The organism is Pseudoxanthomonas sp. F37, from assembly GCF_022965755.1.
In the GTDB taxonomy this organism is placed as follows: domain Bacteria; phylum Pseudomonadota; class Gammaproteobacteria; order Xanthomonadales; family Xanthomonadaceae; genus Pseudoxanthomonas_A.
This window is the reverse complement of the sequence record NZ_CP095187.1, coordinates 1,762,369-1,778,117: the sequence shown is the minus strand read 5'-3', so window position 1 is coordinate 1,778,117 and position 15,749 is coordinate 1,762,369. Positions and strand designations below refer to the sequence as shown.

Here is a 15,749-nt window from a genome sequence, read left to right as displayed (position 1 = left end):
ATCCCGTCCCTTCGAGCCCCCCATGTCCGTCAGCACCCGCTCTCCGGCCCAGGCCACCGCCACGATCCGACGGACCCCCGCCCCTTCTGCCATCCGTGACGACGTTGCCGCATCGGGCACGCGCGACTTCGAGTTCGACGACCGCGACTTCCGCCGCGTCGCCGACCTGATCCGGCAACGCGCCGGCATCGCGCTGGCCGACGGCAAGCGCGACATGGTCTACGGCCGCCTTTCCCGCCGCCTGCGCGCGCTGGGGCTGCGCAGCTTCAAGGACTACCTGGACCAGCTGGAGCGCGACGGCGGCGACGAGTGGCAGGCCTTCACCAACGCCCTGACCACCAACCTGACCTCGTTCTTCCGCGAGCCCCACCATTTCGAGCGCCTGCGCGAAGAACTGGCCAAACGCCGCGACGACGGTCCGTTGAAGATCTGGTCCTGCGCCGCCTCCACCGGCGAGGAACCGTATTCCATCGCCATCACCGCCTGCGAGGCCTATGGCACGATGACGCCGCCGGTGCGCATCCTGGCCACCGACGTGGACACGCAGGTGCTGGCGACCGGCGAGCGCGGCGTCTATCCCATCGAACGCATCGCCGGCCTGGACGATGCGGTGAAACGCCGTTACTTCCAGCGCGGCAGCGGCCCCAACGAGGGCAAGTGCCGCGTGCATCCGGCCCTGCGCCAGCTGATCGAGTTCAGGCCGCTGAACCTGCTGGCGCCGCGGTACGAGGTATCCGGCCCGTTCGTGGCGATGTTCTGCCGCAACGTGATGATCTACTTCGACAAGCCCACCCAGCGCGGCATCCTGGCGCGCCTGGTCCCGCACCTGGCCGACGACGGCATGCTCTACACCGGGCACTCCGAGAACTACCTGCACGCGGCCGACATCATCCAGCCCTGCGGGCGCACGCTGTACCGGCGCGCCGGGGCCGCGGCATGAGCGCCGCCGCTGCCGCCTTCGCCGATGGCCGCGTGATGCGGTACCACGATGCCCGCTTCAAGACCGAAGCGGCCAAGCTGTTGCCCACCCAGTACCTGGTGGTCGACAGCGACACGGCGCTGGTCACCGTGCTGGGTTCGTGCGTGGCCGCGTGCATCCGCGACCCGCTGCTGAAACTGGGCGGCATGAACCATTTCCTGCTGCCCGACGGCAACGTCGGCGACGGCGCGCCGGCGCGCTACGGCAGCTACGCGATGGAACTGCTGATCAACGACCTGCTCAAGCGCGGTGCGTCACGCAATCGCCTGGAGGCCAAGGTGTTCGGCGGCGCCAACGTGCTGAAGGGGTTCACCAGCAATCCGGTGGGCACGCGCAACGCCGAGTTCGTCCGCCGCTACCTGGATGCGGAGCGCATCCCGGTGGTGGCGGAAGACCTGCGCGGCATCCATCCGCGCAAGGTCTGGTACTTCCCGCAGACCGGGCGCGCCGTCGTGCAGCGCCTGCCGCATGCGCACGATGCCGAAGTGCTGGCCGCCGAGTCCGCCGCCCGCGCCCACCTGTCCAAGGCGCCGGTCACCGGGGGCGTGGAGCTGTTCTGATGAGTACGACCCCTTGCCGCGTGCTGATCGTCGACGACTCGGCGGTGGTGCGCCAGATCCTGACCGAGATCCTGTCGCGCGACCCCGCCATCGAGGTCGTCGGTTCCGCCGCCGACCCGCTGCTGGCGCGCGACAAGATCAAGCGCCTGAACCCGGACGTGATGACGCTGGACGTGGAAATGCCGCGCATGGACGGCCTGGCCTTCCTGGAGAACGTCATGCGCCTGCGGCCGATGCCGGTGGTGATGATCTCCTCGCTGACCGAGCGCGGCGCCGACACGACCCTGCAGGCGCTGGCGCTGGGCGCGGTGGACTTCGTCTCCAAGCCCAAGCTGGACGTCGCCAGTGGCCTGCAGGCCTACGCCGAGGAGATCATCGCCAAGGTCAAGACCGCGGCCAGGGCGCGCGTGCGCCCGCTGGCCCGGCCAAGCGCGCCGCGCACCGGGCTGGATACGACGATGCCGGCACCGCCCGCCCTGCGCTTCCGCACCACCGACCGCCTGATCGCCATCGGCGCCTCCGCCGGCGGCACCGAGGCCCTGCGCGTGGTGCTGGAGCAGATGCCGGCCGACGCGCCCGCCATCGTCCTGACCCAGCACATCCCGGCCGGCTTCAGCCGCGCCTTCGCCGAGCGTCTGGACCGGCATTCGGCCATGGCCGTGCGCGAGGCCACCGATGGCGAAGCCATCCTGCCCGGCCACGCCTACCTGCCGCCCGGCGGCCAGCACATGCGCGTCATCCGCGACGGCGCCCGCTGGCGCTGCCGCATCGACGACGGCCCGGCGGTGAACCGCCACAAGCCGGCCGTGGACGTGCTGTTCCGCTCCGTCGCCCAGAGCGCGGGCGGCAATGCGGTCGGCGCCATCCTCACCGGCATGGGCGACGACGGCGCCCGCGGCCTGCTGGAGATGAGCCAGGCCGGCGCCCCCACCCTGGTGCAGGACGAAGCCACCAGCGTGGTCTGGGGCATGCCCGGCGCCGCCATGCGGCTGGGCGCGGCCAAGGAAACCGTGCCCCTGGAACGCATCGCCCAGCGGCTGCTGGACCTGGCGGCGGCGATCGCCTGAGCCTCCGGAATCTCACTGCGGGCCTGCTGTGGGAGCGACGTGAGTCGCGACCGCACGCCTGCCACCGTCGTGGCCCGAGACACAGGCAGGACGCGGTGACGGTCAGCCGCGCCCCTCCGGCAACGCCAGCCGTTGTTTCCCTGCCGCGGTCGCGACTCACGTCGCTCCTGCAGGGGCAGCAACACCGGTCACAGATCGCACGCCATCGCAAAACCACGCGATTTCCCGCCTAAAGAGCCGATCCCCACGGCCGATACTCATCAGTGAGCTTCATCAGAGAGCACCCATGTACTCGCGCATCCTGGTTCGTCTGGCGGCACCCCTCATCCTGACCCTGCTGTTCCCGCTGTCGGTCGGTCTCGACTGGCCCAATGCCCTGCAGTGGGCCCTGTTGACGTCGTTGACCCTGGCCTGGCTGATCTTCGCCTGGCTGTCGGCGGTCAACTCCCACCAGATCTCGCCGGAGCATGCCAGCGTCGTGCGCGAGCAGGATGCGCTGCTGACCGATCTGCGCCGCTTCGTCAACAACGAGATCGAAGGCTCGCGCCACGAGATCGACCGCGCCCGCGAACTGATCCGCGAGGCCGTCGGCAGCCTGGGCGGCAGCTTCGACGCGATGAACCGCAAGTCGCGCGAACAGAGCGCCGCCATCGCCCGCATCATCGACCGCAACGGCGACGGCGACCGCGCCGGCGTGGACGTGGCGCGTTTCGCCCAGAACGCCAGCCAGCGCATGGAGCAGCTGGTGGAGGCGCTGGAGCAGGTGGCCGGCCAGAGCGGCACCACCGTGCACCACATCGACGACATGGCCCAGCACCTGGACGGCATCTTCTCGTTGCTGGAGGACGTGAAGTCGATCGCCGACCAGACCAACCTGCTGGCGCTGAACGCCGCCATCGAAGCGGCCCGTGCCGGCGAGGCCGGCCGCGGCTTCGCGGTGGTAGCCGACGAGGTGCGCAACCTGTCCGAGCGTTCCACCGCCTTCAACGAACAGATCCGCAAGCTGGCCCACAGCTCGAAGGAATCCATCGCCAAGGTGCGCGACACCGTGTCCCACATGGCCTCGCGCGACCTGGACCGCTCCCGCGAGGCGCGCGCCGAAGCCGCCGGCATGCTCAGCCAGGTGGCGGCCATCAATGCCTCGCTGGGCGACGGCATGCGCGAAGTCTCGATGTGCGGCCACGCCATCGATGCCAGCGTGGCCGACGCGGTCCGCTCGCTGCAGTTCGAGGACATCGCCACCCAGTCGCTGGGCAGCGCGGTGACGCACCTGGAGCGCCTGGCCACCATCAACAAGGAAGCCGTCGCCCTGCAGGAACTGCTGCACCGCTCCGGCGGCGCGACCGACAACGAGCTGCTCAGCGCCCTGCGCCTGATCGGCAACCGCCTGCGCGACCAGCGCACGGAATGGGAGCGGCCGCCGCACAAGCCGGTCGCGCAGCAGAACATGGGCGCCGGCACGGTGGAGCTGTTCTGAGCCTGTCGTCCATGCCCGGCTGACACCGCCACGGGGCGATCGCGATGCGATCGCCCCGTGGCGTTTGTGCGGTCCGCAACGCGCTCGGCCGCGATGCGCGGCTGGCATACTTCGGGGACCGCCCACCGCACCGGCCGACGCCCATGCCGTCTCCTTCCGCGCTGCTGCTCCAGCTGTTCCGCCTGCAGGAGGAGGAACGCGCGCGGGTGGGGCGGGCCCTGCACAACCAGGTGGGACAGGCCCTGTCGGCCATCCGCATGGGCGCGCACCTGGTGCAGTCGGAGGACGACGCCGAGCTGCGTGCGGAGGACCTGCACGAGATCATCCGGGCCAGCGACGAGACGGTGGCGATCCTGCGCGACCTGCACGCCCGCCTGCACCCGCCCCAGTTGGACGCCATCGGCCTGGACGCGGCGCTGCGCGCCGAGGTGGAGCGCCACTTCGCGCCGGGCACGCTGGCGGTTTCGCTGCCGCCGCTGCCGCGCGCGCCGCAGGCGGACCTGGCCCTGGTGGCCTTCCGCATCGGCCAGGCCCTGCTGCGGCAGGCGGCCACGCGCGCGGGCAGCCGCGCGCAGGTGGCGCTGGCGGACGAGGGCGAGGGCTTCGTGCTGACCGCCCGCGACATCCCGGGCGAGCTGCCCGATGGCGCGTTGTGGCGGGCGCTGGCCGTCGCCGCCGGGGGCCGGCTCGACGACGAGGGGGGCGGTCGCTGGCGACTTCGCCTACCCTATGGGTCCGCACCCGCGACGTCCCCCGACCCCGCTTGAACACCGAGTACGCCCACCTGCCCCGCCTGCCCCGCCTGGGTGCCGGCGAACCCGACCTGCAGCGGATGGTCGACGCCGCCAACGCGGGCGGGACGCCGCTGATGCTGCTGTACCTGGACATCGACCACTTCCGCTCGATCAACGAGAACATGGGCGTGGAAGTCGGCGACGAGGCGCTGGCCATCCTCAGCGACCGCCTGCAGCAGGCGCTGGGCCCGGAGGCGCGCGCCTGGCGGCATGGCAGCGACGAATTCATCGTGGCCGTGCCGCGCCTGCCCGGCACGTTGCCGCCCGAGCGCTTCGGCGATGCGCTGCGCGAGCAGATCGAGCTGCCGATGACGGTGCTGCCCTACACGCTGTTCCTGACCGGCACGCTGGGCATCGCCCTGTGTCCGGAACACGCGGACACGGCGTCGGGCCTGTTGCTGTGCGCCGAAAGCGCGATGGAACAGGCCAAGCACGAGGGCATGAACCTGGTGCGCCTTTACCGCCGCGGCGCCGCCATCACCGCGCGCAGCGACAGCATCATCGCCCGCCAGATCGTCAACGCCATCCAGCACAACGAACTGCGCCTGTTCTACCAGCCGCAGATCAACGCGCACGACGGCCGCGTGGTGGGCATGGAGACGCTGCTGCGCTGGTACTCGCCCGCACTGGGCCTGCTGGTGCCCGAGCGCTTCATGCACGTGGCCGAAAAACTGGGCGTGATCGTGCAGATCGGCGACTGGGTGTTGCGCAACGCCTTCAAGCAGGCGCGCATCTGGCGCGACTGGGGCTTCGACGACTTCGAGATCGCGGTCAACGTCTCGACGCTGCAGCTGCTGCGGCCCAGCTTCGTGGCCGAGGTGCTGGAGGCGATGCAGGAAGCCGGCATACCGCCGCAGATGGTGGTGCTGGAGGTGCGCCAGAACGCCCTGGCCAAGGACATGAACCTGGTCCACCGCACCCTGGCGCAGCTGCACCGCGAGGGCGTGCGGCTGACCCTGGACGACTTCGGCATGGGCGATTCCAACCTGGATTCGCTGGTCCGCTTCTCGGTGGACAAGATCAAGATAGACCGCAACTTCGTGAAGGGCGTGCCGTCGGGCAACCGCGAGGTGGCCATCACCTGCGCCATCATCGCCATGGGCCACCAGTTGGGCATGAAGGTCATCGCCCACGGCGTGGAAACCGACACGCAGCTGGGCTTCCTGCGCCGCAACCAGTGCGACATGTTCCAGGGCCACCTGTTCGGCGAACCCATGTCGGCCGAGGACGCGGGCGCCGTGTTGCGCCGCCGCTACCTGCGCGCGGACGCGTTCGCGGCCACCAAGCCCGACCGCACCCTGCTGCTGCTCGACGACGAGGAGAACATCCTGCGCTCGCTGGTGCGCCTGTTCCGCCGCGACGGCTACCGCATCCTCGCCGCCAGCAACGTCACCGACGCGTTCGAACTGCTGGCCACCAACGACGTGCAGGTCATCCTGTCCGACCAGCGCATGTCGGACATGAGCGGCACCGAGTTCCTCGGCCGCGTGCGCATGCTGTACCCGGACACCGTGCGCCTGGTGCTGTCGGGCTACACCGACCTGGCCACGGTCACCGAGGCGATCAACCGCGGCGAGATCTACCGCTTCCTCACCAAGCCATGGAACGACGACGACCTGCGCGAGCACATCCGCCAGGCCTTCACCGCCTATGAGAACCAGCCCCACCACCGCGCGCATGCCTGAGGCGGCGCCGTGGTGGCTGTACCTGCTGGAGTGCCGCAACGGCGCGTTCTACGCCGGCATCACCAATCGCCTGGAGGCGCGCTATGCCGCGCATCTTGCGGGGACCGGCGCGAAGTACACGCGGGCCAATCCGCCGGTGCGCGTCGTGGCCAGCCGCGCCTATCCCGACCGCAGCGCGGCGTCACGGGCGGAAGCACAGCTCAAGCGGTTGCCCAAGGCGAAGAAGCTGGCGTTCTTCGGCTAGTTTCACCGTCATTCCGGCGAACGCCGGAATCCACCTTGGTCCTGCATCGCTTTCGCTCCGCGAAAAACATCGAGATGGGTCTCCGCGTTCGCTGGGACGACGAAGGACTATCCGTGCGTGGGGCTCACGCCGCGTCGGCGGCCGGCTGGCGGATCGGCAGCATGATGCGGAAGCAGGCGCCCGCGCCGGGGATGTTGCGCGCCTCGATGCGGCCGTTGTGCTTCTTCACGATGCCGTAGGAGATCGACAGCCCCAGCCCGGTACCGCTGCCCACCGGCTTGGTGGTGAAGAACGGATCGAAGATGCGCTGGAGGATCTCCTCGGGGATGCCGTGGCCGCTGTCCTGGATCTCGATCCAGACCTCCTCGCCTTCCACGCCCGTGCTGACGGTGATGGTGCCGCGCTCGTCGATGGCATGGCTGGCGTTGAGCAGGATGTTCATGAACACCTGGTTCAATTCGGATGGCCGGCACTGCACCAGCGGCAGCTTGCCGTAATGCCTTTCCAGCGTGACCTTGTACTTCAGCTCGTTCCAGACGATGTTGATGGTGGAATCCAGTCCGGCGTGCAGGTCGGCGGATTTCCAGCTGTCGTCGCGGCCGGAGTAGGAGAAGTCCTTGAGGTTGCGCACGATCGCGGTGACCCGCTCGATGCCCTCGCGCGATTCCGACATCAGCTGCGGCAGGTCGCCGGTGATGAAGTCGATGTCGTAGCGCGCCCGCATCTCCTCGATCTCGGGCAGCATCGCCTTCGGGTCCGGCAGGCGCAGCGCGCGCTCGTAGACCTCGATCAGCGAGAACAGGCTGTGCAGGTATTCCTGCAGCGAGCCCAGGTTGGAGTGCACGTAGCCGATGGGGTTGTTGATCTCGTGCGCGACGCCGGCCGCGAGCTGGCCGATGGAGGCCATCTTCTCCGACTGCACCAGCTGTTCCTGCGCACCGGCCAGACGCACCAAGGTCTGGCGCAGCTGCGCGTGGCGGCGCTGCAGTTCCTGCTGGCGCGCGTGCGCCTCGCTGACGTCGTGGAAGACCACCAGGCAGTGTCCGCCGCCGGGATTGTCGTGGAAATAGGCGCGCACCTGCAGCACCAGGCCGTCGTCCAGGCTCAGGTCGCCGTTCCAGCGGCCGGTGGCGCGTGCCGTAGCGATCGCATCGGCCGGCAACAGCCGGGCGAGCGCTGCCAGCGCATCGTGCTCGTCGTTCACCAGCGCCAGGGCGGCGGCATTCGCGTGCAGGGGGCGTGCATCGCCGCGACACAGCAGGTATCCGTCGTCCATCAGTTCGGCCAGCGCCTTGAGATCGGCGAAGGTCGGGATGTCTCCCGCCGCACAGGCATGGGGGAATGGATTCGGGGAGGGGGCGGTGGCCACGGACGCATCGGACGGCGGCGACGGGGCGCCAGTATCCGGCGCACCCGTGGCAGCGGCAAGGGGCGAGGTCGCAGTTTGCGGATCGGGCACCGGGCTCAGGCGACCGCGAGCGGGCGCGGGGCGGACAGCGTGGACGTCTGTCCCTGTGCATCGTAGGCGCCGCTGCTTTCGGCGCGGCCGAGATGGCGCAGGGCCCAGTTCACTTCCCGTCGGCGGCGCGCCAGCAGGATGCCGTTGGCATGGTTCATTTCGGCCAGCTCGGCCAGGCGCCCCTGCAGTTCATCGGGGAAACCGTAGCCCGCGGCGGCCGCTTCCAGTGCGCGCAGCGCGTCCAGCTTTTCCTGGGTGCAGCGCACCAGGCCTTCCACGTCGTGCTCGACGATGGCGCGACGCTCCTCTTCCAGGGCCGCGGACAGTCGCTGGAGGGGGTGTGCGTCATCGTGGTCAGGCGCCGAGCTGGTCTTCCAGGCCGAGCATGCCGTCGGCGATGGCTTCGGCGTTGATCGTGTACGTGCCGGCCTGCAGCGCTTCGCGCACGGCCTGCACGCGGGCGTGGTCGATGGCCGGGGCGGTGGACAACTCGCGCTGCATCGCCTGCAGGCTGGTGGCCTCACCGGTCAGGCGCAGGCTGTCGCCGCCGGCGCTGGCTTCCACCGGCCGCGAACGCTCGGCACCCGCCGGCGCGACACGGCCGCCTACGGGGCCCGTGGTGCGTACGGCGGCAGGGGGAGTGCCTTCGATTTTCTGGCTCATGTTGGTTCACCTGTAACAGGGTTCATCGAGGTTATCGGCCGCGGCCACGCCAACTTTAGTGACGGATTCCACAATTCCGCAGAAGGCCGGATGGTCGCCGGTTCTTCCACCCGGCGTCGGTATCGCCCCCCCGACGGACAACTTGAGGGGCGGTTCGGACGTTCTTTCATCGGCTGACCCAGACGTCGCCGCCCGGCCCCACCACGCCCTGCACCACGCGCCGGGAGGAGAGGTTTTCCACGGTCACCCGTTCGTTCTCGCCGGCATCGCCCAGCGCCTTGCCGACCACGCGCACTTCCACTCCGCCGCGGCGGGACACCAGGGCGACGTTGTCGCCCCGGCGGATCAGGCGCTGCGCCACCAGGTCGGTCGCCGACAGCACGGCGCCGGCCGACAATGTGCGACGGGCTACGCGGCCGACGGCCTGGGCGGGATCGGCCAGGGCCGCCCCGACGATGCGCGACGCGTCGCGGGTTTCCGGAATGAAGGCATCGGCGGTGATCGTTTCGCCCGGCGCCATGCCGCGGCTCAACACCAGCACCGTCTGGCTGCGACGCACGCGCACCGGCACGAACAGCCGCCAGCCGTCGGGGCAGCCGACTTCCACGCTGCTGCTGCCCTGCACGCGCGCGATCAGCGCCTGGCTGCAGCGCGGCAGGCGCAGTGCGGGGTCCAGCGTCGCCTCGGCGTCGGCGCCGGCCGGCAGCGCGCCAATGGCGGCGGCGCGGATCGATTCGACCGGCTGGAAGTCCGCGGCCATGACGGCGCATGCGGTCAGGCCGCCGATCAGGGCGGTGGTCAGGCGCAGCAGCATGGGCGGGCTCCGTCGGTTCATCGGCGGAGGGGCTGCAAGGGGTGTGCCAGAACGGCGGACCGAAGCGAGGCCTGCGGCGCGGGTTTTCCGGCACGGAAGCATGGCGCCGCTGGCCGCGGGGGCCTTACTTTCTTTGCTTGTGCAAAGAAAGTAAGCAAAGAAAGCACACCCCGGCGGTCCGCCCGCCGCACGCGGCGGGTGCGCAGTCCCGGCGGGAATTTTCGGACGGGGCCTCCTGCCCCGGCCGAAAACGGCGCACATCCTTGTGCGCCGCCCCTGCGGGGTTTTGCCCGCCGCGACTGCCGGACCTAAGGGGCCCCGGGAGCGAAAGCAAACGCGTCCGCGCCCGCGATCTGCATGTGCTGTTGCTCCTGCCTTGGGGCCCCATCTAGGCACGGCGAGCGGGCCGGGTAAAACCCGCAGGGCGCCGTCATGGATGACGGCGTTTCCGTATGGCACAGGGATGTGCCATACGGAAATTCCCGGCCCGCCCGCGGACCCGGAGCGCGCAGCGCGCAGGGCGTGCCGCCTGGGGTGTGTTTCTTTGCTTCTTTCTTTGCACAAGCAAAGAAAGAAGGCCCCCGCGGCCAGCGGCGCCATCTTCAAGGCGTGTAGGACTCGTCCCGCAAGGCCATCGAACCAACGTCATCGTGGGTATCGTGACAACAAAGGAAAGGCACGGGCTCCGCTGCTCCTCACCCCAACCCCGCCCCCCAGAAACAGGGGCTTTGATCGGCGCCATTCCTCCGGCTCAAGTGCCCCACCCCCCGGCCGATATGCTGGACATGACCCAGGACCTGCTCAACCGCATCGACCAGCGTACCCGCCTGGCCGGCCACAACCGCCTCGCCCTGCTGCTGTTCCGCCTGGGCGGCCGTCAGCTTTTTGGCGTCAACGTCTTCAAGGTGCAGGAAGTCCTGCGCCGGCCCAGCCTGTTCCAGCTGCCGGGGCTGCCCAGCGAATTCGTCGGCGTGGCCGATGTGCGCGGGCGCTCGGTGCCGGTGCTGGACCTGGGCCTGAGCATCCGCCACCCCGAGCGCGACCCCAACCCCGAGAACGCCCCCAACTACCTGGTGGTCACCGAGTTCAACCGGTCCGTGCAGGGCTTCCTGGTCAGCGGCGTGGAGCGCATCGTCAACATCGCGGTGGAAGACATCCATCCCCCGCCGGAACTGGGCGCGGAGAACAGCTACCTCACCGCGGTGACGCGCTTCCAGGGCGAGCTGATCCAGGTGATCGACGTGGAAAGCGTACTGGCCGACATCTGCCAGTCGCGCATGGACGCCACGCTGGCGCCGGAGATGGCGCTGCCCGCCGACGCGCCGCCGATGCAGGTGCTGGTGGTGGACGATTCCCGCGTGGCGCGCTCGCAGATCCGCAGCGTGCTGGAGCAGTTGGGCGTCACCGCCACCCTGCTTTCCGACGGCCGCCAGGCGCTGGACCACCTCTTGCAGGTGCATGCGGCCGGCGAGAATCCCGCCGAGCGCTACGCCATGGTCATCTCCGACATCGAAATGCCGGCCATGGACGGCTACACCCTGACGACGGAAATCCGGCGCCACCCGGGCCTGGCCGGCCTGTACGTGCTGCTGCACACCTCGCTGTCGGGCGTGTTCAACAACGCCATGGTCGAACGCGTGGGCGCCAACGCCTTCGTGGCCAAGTACAGCCCGCACGAGCTGGCCGAGCACGTGCTGTTCCGGCTGAACCAGGTGGCCGCGGCGCAGATGGCCGCCTGATCGTCGTCCCAGCGAAAGCTGGGACCCATGTGCTCTTCCCCTAGAAGAGAGAAGGGGTAAAGGGCAGGATCAAGATGGATCCCGGCGTTCGCCGGGATGACGGCCCGGGGATCCCCATCCCTGCTTGGGCGGATGCTCGCCCGGTTCTGGCACACGCCTTGCACCACCCCCGGCAACGGTCTGCCGGAGCGGTGCCATGTCCAATCCCATCTCCAACTATCTGGGCGTCCACGCCGCGGCGCTGCCGCTGCGTGAGCAGCGCATGCAGCTGATCGCCAGCAACCTGTCGAACGCGGACACGCCCCACTTCAAGGCCCGGGATCTCGATTTCCAGGCCGCCCTGGAGCAGGCCGCCGCCAAGGCTTCGCCCCTGCAGACCACCCACGAGCAGCACCTCACCCTGCTCGATGCCGGCCCGCGCGTGTTCGAGCGCGCCGGCGTGCAGCCCAGCCTGGACGGCAACACCGTCGATGCCGACACCGAGCGCGCCGCCTACGGCCGGGCCGCCCTGGAATACCGCGCCTCGCTGAGCTTCATCGAATCCAAGGTGCGCACCATGCTCACCGCCATCACAGGCCAGTAAGGGGACGCGCCATGAGCAACCTGCCCATCTTCGACGTCGCCGGCTCCGCGCTGCAGGCGCAGTCCGTACGCCTGAACACCATCGCCAGCAACCTGTCCAACGCCGATTCCATCGCCTCCTCGCCCGAGGCGGTCTACAAACCGATCGAACCGATCTTCCAGGCGCGCCCGCTCGACGCGGACGGCTCGCTGACCTCGGTACAGGTGAAGGAAATCACCCAGAGCCAGGCGCCACCGATCAAACGTTACGAGCCCGGCCACCCGATGGCCGATGGCGACGGTTACGTCTACGCGCCGGATGTCGATCCGGTCGCGCAGATGGTCAACCTGATCTCTGCTTCGCGCGGCTACCAGGCCGGCGTGGAAGTGCTGAACACCGCCAAGGAACTGGCGCTGGCCACCCTGACCATGGGCCGCTGACGGCCTGCCACCGAGCGAACACGCACATGACCACCGTCAACGGCGACCCCTTCGCCGCCATCAACACCAGCACCACCGGCGCGGCGACCACGGCAAAGAAGGCCGACACACTGGGACAGGCCGACTTCATGCGGCTGATGACCGAGCAGCTGGCCAACCAGGACCCGCTCAAGCCGCTGTCCAACAGCGAGTTCGTCGCCCAGCTGGCGCAGTTCTCCACCGTGCAGGGCATCAGCGACCTCAACGGCACGGTCAACGGGTTCACGGCCGCGCTGACCGGCGACCAGGTGCTGAAGGGCGCCTCGCTGGTGGGCCATTCGGTGGTGGTGCCTTCGGAATCCGTCGCGTTGCCCGCCACCGGCGACACCAGCGGCCTGGTGATGTCCCCTGGCGCAGGCAAGGTGACCTTCGAGATCACCGACGCCAGCGGCGTGGTGGTGGACACGATCGAAGTGGAAGCCGGCGCCAAGGGCGAAACCGCGTTCTCCTGGGATGGCATCAAGGCCAACGGCGAGCGCGCGCCGGAAGGCACGTACTCGATCAAGGCCACCCATACGGCCACCGACGGCACGGCCACCGCACTGAACACCTACGTCGACGCCACGGTCGACAGCGTGACCATCGGCTCCGATGGCCTGTATCTCAACCTGCCCGGCCTGGGCACCGCACCGCTCGACTACGTGCTGCGCATCGGCAAGTCGGCGTCCTGACCTCCGCTCCCACCGCATAACGCAAGGAGTCTTCCATGGCATTCAACAGCTCGCTGTCCGGCATGAGGGCGGCCAACGCCGACCTCAACGTCACCTCGCACAACATCGCCAACGTCAACACCACCGGCTTCAAGGAGTCGCGCGCGGAGTTCGCCGAAGTGTTCTCGTCCACCGGCTACGGACTGCTGCGCAACGGCATCGGCGCCGGCGTGCGCCTGACCAACGTGGCCCAGCAGTTCTCGCAGGGCGACATCAACCAGACCGGGCGCTACCTGGACATGGCGGTGGACAAGGAAGGCTTCTTCACCGTCAGCAACAACGGCACCAACGTCTACACCCGCGCGGGCAACTTCCAGCGCGACCCCAACGGCTACGTCACCACGCCGGAGGGCTACCGCCTGCAGGTGTTTCCGCCGCGCGCCGACGGCATCGGCTTCGATACCGGCAACATGATCGACCTGCGCCTGCTGACCACCGACAGCCCGCCCTCGCCCACCACGCGCGTCGAGCTGGGCGTCACCCTGCCGGGCAACGCCGCGCAGCCGACCATCGCGCCGTTCTCGCCGACCGACAGCGCCAGCTACAACGAAACCACCTCGGTCACCGTGTACGACTCGCTGGGCGTGGCTCACCAGCAGACGGTCTACTACGTGAAGACGCCCAACCCGAACGAGTGGCAGATGCATACGTACGTGGACGGGACGTCGATGGGCGCACCGACCACGGTGCAGTTCGACAACAACGGCACGCTGACCGCACCGACCAACGGCCTGGTGACCCTGTCCCCGTTCACGCCCAGCACCGGCGCCGGCGTCCTGAACATGACGCTGGACATCAGCGGCACCACCCAGTACGGCGAGCAATTCGCCAAGCGCATCCAGAACCAGGACGGCTACGCCACCGGCAAGCTCAACGAGTTCAGCGTGTCCGAGACCGGCGTGGTCTACGCGCGCTATTCCAACGGCGAAGACCAGGCGCTGGGCCAGGTCGCGCTGGCGAACTTCAGCAACCCGCAGGGCCTGGTCTCGCAGGGCAACAACACCTGGACGCACAGCTACGCCTCCGGCGAACCGCGCATCGGCGCGCCGGGCACGTCGGACTTCGGCCAGGTGGCCTCCGGCGCACTGGAAGCCTCGACGGTCGACCTGACCGAGCAACTGGTCAACATGATCGTGGCGCAGCGCAACTTCCAGGCGAATTCGCAGGCCCTGTCCACGCAGGACCAGATCACCCAGGCGGTGATCAACATCAGGTGAGGCGAGGAGTGAGCGGAGAGGAGTGAGGAGTGAGTGGAACCCCCCGCACTCGCTGACGCACTCCCCCGCCTTTCCTCACTTCTCACTCCTCTCCACTCCGGACTCACCTTATGGACAAAGCCCTCTACGTCGCCATGACCGGCGCCCGCGCTTCGCTGCAGGCGCAGGGCACCGTATCGCACAACCTGGCCAACGTGGACACCAAGGGATTCAAGGCCGCACTGGCCGGCACCGAGGCGTTCAGGATCCAGGGCCAGGGCTTTCCCTCGCGCGTGGATGCGGTGCTGATCGATCCCGGCTTCGACGGGCGTACCGGCTCGCAGATGGTCACCGGCCGTTCGCTGGACATTTCGCTGCAGCCGAACCGCTGGCTGGCCGTGCAGGCCGCCGATGGCGGCACGGCCTACACGCGCAACGGCGAGCTGAGCGTCACCCCGAACGGCCAGCTGGTCACCGCCGGTGGCCGTGCGGTACTGGACGACAACGGCAACCCCATCGCGGTGCCGCCGGCACAGTCGATCGATGTCGGCGCCGACGGTACGGTGTCGATCATCCCGCAGGGCGAGGGCCCGCAGACCATGGCCGTGGTCGGCCGCATGCGCATCGTGGAAGCGGCGCAGTCGCAGCTGGCGCGCGGCGGCGACGGCCTGATGCGCCCGTCCGATCCGCAGGCACCGGCGCTGGCGCCGGCCACGGGCAACAGTCTGACGGTCGGTGTGCTGGAAGGCAGCAACGTGGACGCGGCCGGTGCGCTGGTGCAGATGATCCAGTTGCAGCGGCAGTTCGAGATGCAGGTGAAGGTGATCCGCAGCGGCGACGAGATGGCGCAGTCGTCGAACCAGTTGCTGCGGTTGGGTGGTTGACGCTTCGTTCTGGGCCCTCTCCCCGCGCTGGAAGGCGCTCTCACTGCGAGAGAGGGGTTGGGATGAGGGCCAGCGAAGTCAGCGCACGCTGAAAACCGACTGACCCTATCCGCGATTCACCGAAAACGCGTACGCGCGATGAACCTGTTGCGTGCATCTTCCGGTGCGGGTCTGCTTGATGTCACGCATGGCGCCGCTCGCCGCGGGGGCATTCTTTCTTTGCTTGTGCAAAGAAAGAATCAAAGAAACACACCCCAGGCGGCACGCCCTGCGCTTCGCTCCGGGTCCGCGAGCGGGCCGGGAATTTCCGTAAGGCACGTCCCTGTGCCATACGGAAACGCCGTCATCCATGACGGCGCCCTTCGGGTTTTACCCGGCCCACTCGCCGTGCCTCATGGGGACCCCGAACAGCCAAGGCAACGGCGTGCACGCCGGAT

Annotated in this window: 17 protein-coding genes; 13 read left to right on the top strand and 4 right to left on the bottom strand. The window is 69.0% G+C overall.

Annotated elements, in window-relative coordinates:
* Positions 1–22 precede the first annotated feature (22 nt).
* The 7 genes from MUU77_RS08220 (at position 23) to MUU77_RS08190 (ending at position 6,806) form a co-directional block, all read left to right on the top strand.
* A complete protein-coding gene (locus tag MUU77_RS08220; RefSeq protein WP_245093665.1) occupies positions 23–940 on the top strand; it encodes a CheR family methyltransferase in 918 nt (305 codons plus the stop codon).
* Complete coding sequence (gene cheD, locus MUU77_RS08215; protein ID WP_245093663.1) at positions 937–1,539, top strand: chemoreceptor glutamine deamidase CheD; 603 nt, start codon at positions 937–939, stop codon at positions 1,537–1,539. The genes MUU77_RS08220 and cheD overlap by 4 nt, the downstream gene beginning before the upstream one ends.
* On the top strand, positions 1,536–2,606 hold the full coding sequence (locus tag MUU77_RS08210; RefSeq protein ID WP_245094325.1) for a chemotaxis response regulator protein-glutamate methylesterase: 1,071 nt from the start codon (positions 1,536–1,538) through the stop codon (positions 2,604–2,606). Before cheD ends, MUU77_RS08210 begins: the two co-directional genes overlap by 4 nt.
* Before the next feature lie 286 nt (positions 2,607–2,892).
* The gene (locus MUU77_RS08205; protein WP_245093661.1) at positions 2,893–4,083 is read left to right on the top strand and encodes a methyl-accepting chemotaxis protein; all 1,191 of its coding nucleotides are present in this window, start codon (positions 2,893–2,895) and stop codon (positions 4,081–4,083) included.
* Between the two features lie 143 nt (positions 4,084–4,226).
* A complete protein-coding gene (locus MUU77_RS08200) occupies positions 4,227–4,850 on the top strand; it encodes a histidine kinase (RefSeq protein WP_245093659.1) in 624 nt (207 codons plus the stop codon).
* 65 nt (positions 4,851–4,915) lie between these two features.
* Positions 4,916–6,562 carry an EAL domain-containing protein gene (locus tag MUU77_RS08195; RefSeq protein ID WP_245094323.1) on the top strand — a complete coding sequence of 549 codons (1,647 nt, stop codon included), beginning with the start codon at positions 4,916–4,918 and terminating at the stop codon, positions 6,560–6,562.
* Positions 6,555–6,806 carry a GIY-YIG nuclease family protein gene (locus MUU77_RS08190; RefSeq protein ID WP_245093657.1) on the top strand — a complete coding sequence of 84 codons (252 nt, stop codon included), beginning with the start codon at positions 6,555–6,557 and terminating at the stop codon, positions 6,804–6,806. Before MUU77_RS08195 ends, MUU77_RS08190 begins: the two co-directional genes overlap by 8 nt.
* Positions 6,807–6,930: 124 nt before the next feature.
* Here the strand turns inward: MUU77_RS08190 and MUU77_RS08185 are convergent, their stop codons facing one another.
* From MUU77_RS08185 to flgA, 4 genes are all read right to left on the bottom strand, one after another.
* Positions 6,931–8,082 (bottom strand): ATP-binding protein, encoded by a 1,152-nt coding sequence (locus MUU77_RS08185; protein WP_245094320.1) that lies wholly within the window; start codon positions 8,080–8,082, stop codon positions 6,931–6,933.
* 188 nt (positions 8,083–8,270) lie between these two features.
* Positions 8,271–8,591 (bottom strand): flagellar protein FlgN, encoded by a 321-nt coding sequence (locus tag MUU77_RS08180; protein WP_245094317.1) that lies wholly within the window; start codon positions 8,589–8,591, stop codon positions 8,271–8,273.
* Between the two features lie 28 nt (positions 8,592–8,619).
* Positions 8,620–8,928: a flagellar biosynthesis anti-sigma factor FlgM gene (flgM, locus tag MUU77_RS08175; protein ID WP_245093655.1), complete on the bottom strand. Its 309-nt coding sequence runs from the start codon at positions 8,926–8,928 to the stop codon at positions 8,620–8,622.
* Positions 8,929–9,094: 166 nt separating this feature from the next.
* Positions 9,095–9,742, bottom strand: coding sequence for a flagellar basal body P-ring formation chaperone FlgA (gene flgA / locus MUU77_RS08170; protein ID WP_245093653.1), 648 nt, complete (start codon positions 9,740–9,742; stop codon positions 9,095–9,097).
* A 785-nt stretch (positions 9,743–10,527) separates the two neighbouring features.
* Between flgA and MUU77_RS08165 the strand changes: the two genes are divergently transcribed.
* From MUU77_RS08165 to MUU77_RS08140, 6 genes are all read left to right on the top strand, one after another.
* The gene (locus MUU77_RS08165; protein WP_245093651.1) at positions 10,528–11,481 is read left to right on the top strand and encodes a chemotaxis protein; all 954 of its coding nucleotides are present in this window, start codon (positions 10,528–10,530) and stop codon (positions 11,479–11,481) included.
* A gap of 196 nt (positions 11,482–11,677) precedes the next feature.
* Entirely contained in the window at positions 11,678–12,064 is a 387-nt protein-coding gene (gene flgB, locus MUU77_RS08160; protein WP_245093649.1) for a flagellar basal body rod protein FlgB, read from the top strand.
* 11 nt (positions 12,065–12,075) lie between these two features.
* Positions 12,076–12,483, top strand: a complete 408-nt coding sequence (flgC, locus tag MUU77_RS08155; RefSeq protein WP_245093647.1) for a flagellar basal body rod protein FlgC — start codon at positions 12,076–12,078, stop codon at positions 12,481–12,483.
* A gap of 26 nt (positions 12,484–12,509) precedes the next feature.
* Positions 12,510–13,193 (top strand): flagellar hook capping FlgD N-terminal domain-containing protein, encoded by a 684-nt coding sequence (locus MUU77_RS08150; protein ID WP_245093645.1) that lies wholly within the window; start codon positions 12,510–12,512, stop codon positions 13,191–13,193.
* 35 nt (positions 13,194–13,228) lie between these two features.
* On the top strand, positions 13,229–14,449 hold the full coding sequence (gene flgE / locus MUU77_RS08145; RefSeq protein WP_245093643.1) for a flagellar hook protein FlgE: 1,221 nt from the start codon (positions 13,229–13,231) through the stop codon (positions 14,447–14,449).
* A 110-nt stretch (positions 14,450–14,559) separates the two neighbouring features.
* Entirely contained in the window at positions 14,560–15,312 is a 753-nt protein-coding gene (locus MUU77_RS08140) for a flagellar basal body rod protein FlgF (RefSeq protein ID WP_245093641.1), read from the top strand.
* Positions 15,313–15,749 lie beyond the last annotated feature (437 nt).

Bases quoted from the DNA above. Each gene is read 5' to 3' on its own strand.
- MUU77_RS08220 (WP_245093665.1), top strand. From the start codon at position 23: ATGTCCGTCAGCACCCGCTCTCCGGCCCAGGCCACCGCCACGATCCGA.
- cheD (WP_245093663.1), top strand. From the start codon at position 937: ATGAGCGCCGCCGCTGCCGCCTTCGCCGATGGCCGCGTGATGCGGTAC.
- MUU77_RS08205 (WP_245093661.1), top strand. From the start codon at position 2,893: ATGTACTCGCGCATCCTGGTTCGTCTGGCGGCACCCCTCATCCTGACC.
- MUU77_RS08200 (WP_245093659.1), top strand. From the start codon at position 4,227: ATGCCGTCTCCTTCCGCGCTGCTGCTCCAGCTGTTCCGCCTGCAGGAG.
- MUU77_RS08195 (WP_245094323.1), top strand. From the start codon at position 4,916: ATGGTCGACGCCGCCAACGCGGGCGGGACGCCGCTGATGCTGCTGTAC.
- MUU77_RS08190 (WP_245093657.1), top strand. From the start codon at position 6,555: ATGCCTGAGGCGGCGCCGTGGTGGCTGTACCTGCTGGAGTGCCGCAAC.
- MUU77_RS08185 (WP_245094320.1), bottom strand. From the start codon at position 8,082: ATGGACGACGGATACCTGCTGTGTCGCGGCGATGCACGCCCCCTGCAC.
- flgM (WP_245093655.1), bottom strand. From the start codon at position 8,928: ATGAGCCAGAAAATCGAAGGCACTCCCCCTGCCGCCGTACGCACCACG.
- flgA (WP_245093653.1), bottom strand. From the start codon at position 9,742: ATGCTGCTGCGCCTGACCACCGCCCTGATCGGCGGCCTGACCGCATGC.
- MUU77_RS08165 (WP_245093651.1), top strand. From the start codon at position 10,528: ATGACCCAGGACCTGCTCAACCGCATCGACCAGCGTACCCGCCTGGCC.
- flgB (WP_245093649.1), top strand. From the start codon at position 11,678: ATGTCCAATCCCATCTCCAACTATCTGGGCGTCCACGCCGCGGCGCTG.
- flgC (WP_245093647.1), top strand. From the start codon at position 12,076: ATGAGCAACCTGCCCATCTTCGACGTCGCCGGCTCCGCGCTGCAGGCG.
- MUU77_RS08150 (WP_245093645.1), top strand. From the start codon at position 12,510: ATGACCACCGTCAACGGCGACCCCTTCGCCGCCATCAACACCAGCACC.
- flgE (WP_245093643.1), top strand. From the start codon at position 13,229: ATGGCATTCAACAGCTCGCTGTCCGGCATGAGGGCGGCCAACGCCGAC.
- MUU77_RS08140 (WP_245093641.1), top strand. From the start codon at position 14,560: ATGGACAAAGCCCTCTACGTCGCCATGACCGGCGCCCGCGCTTCGCTG.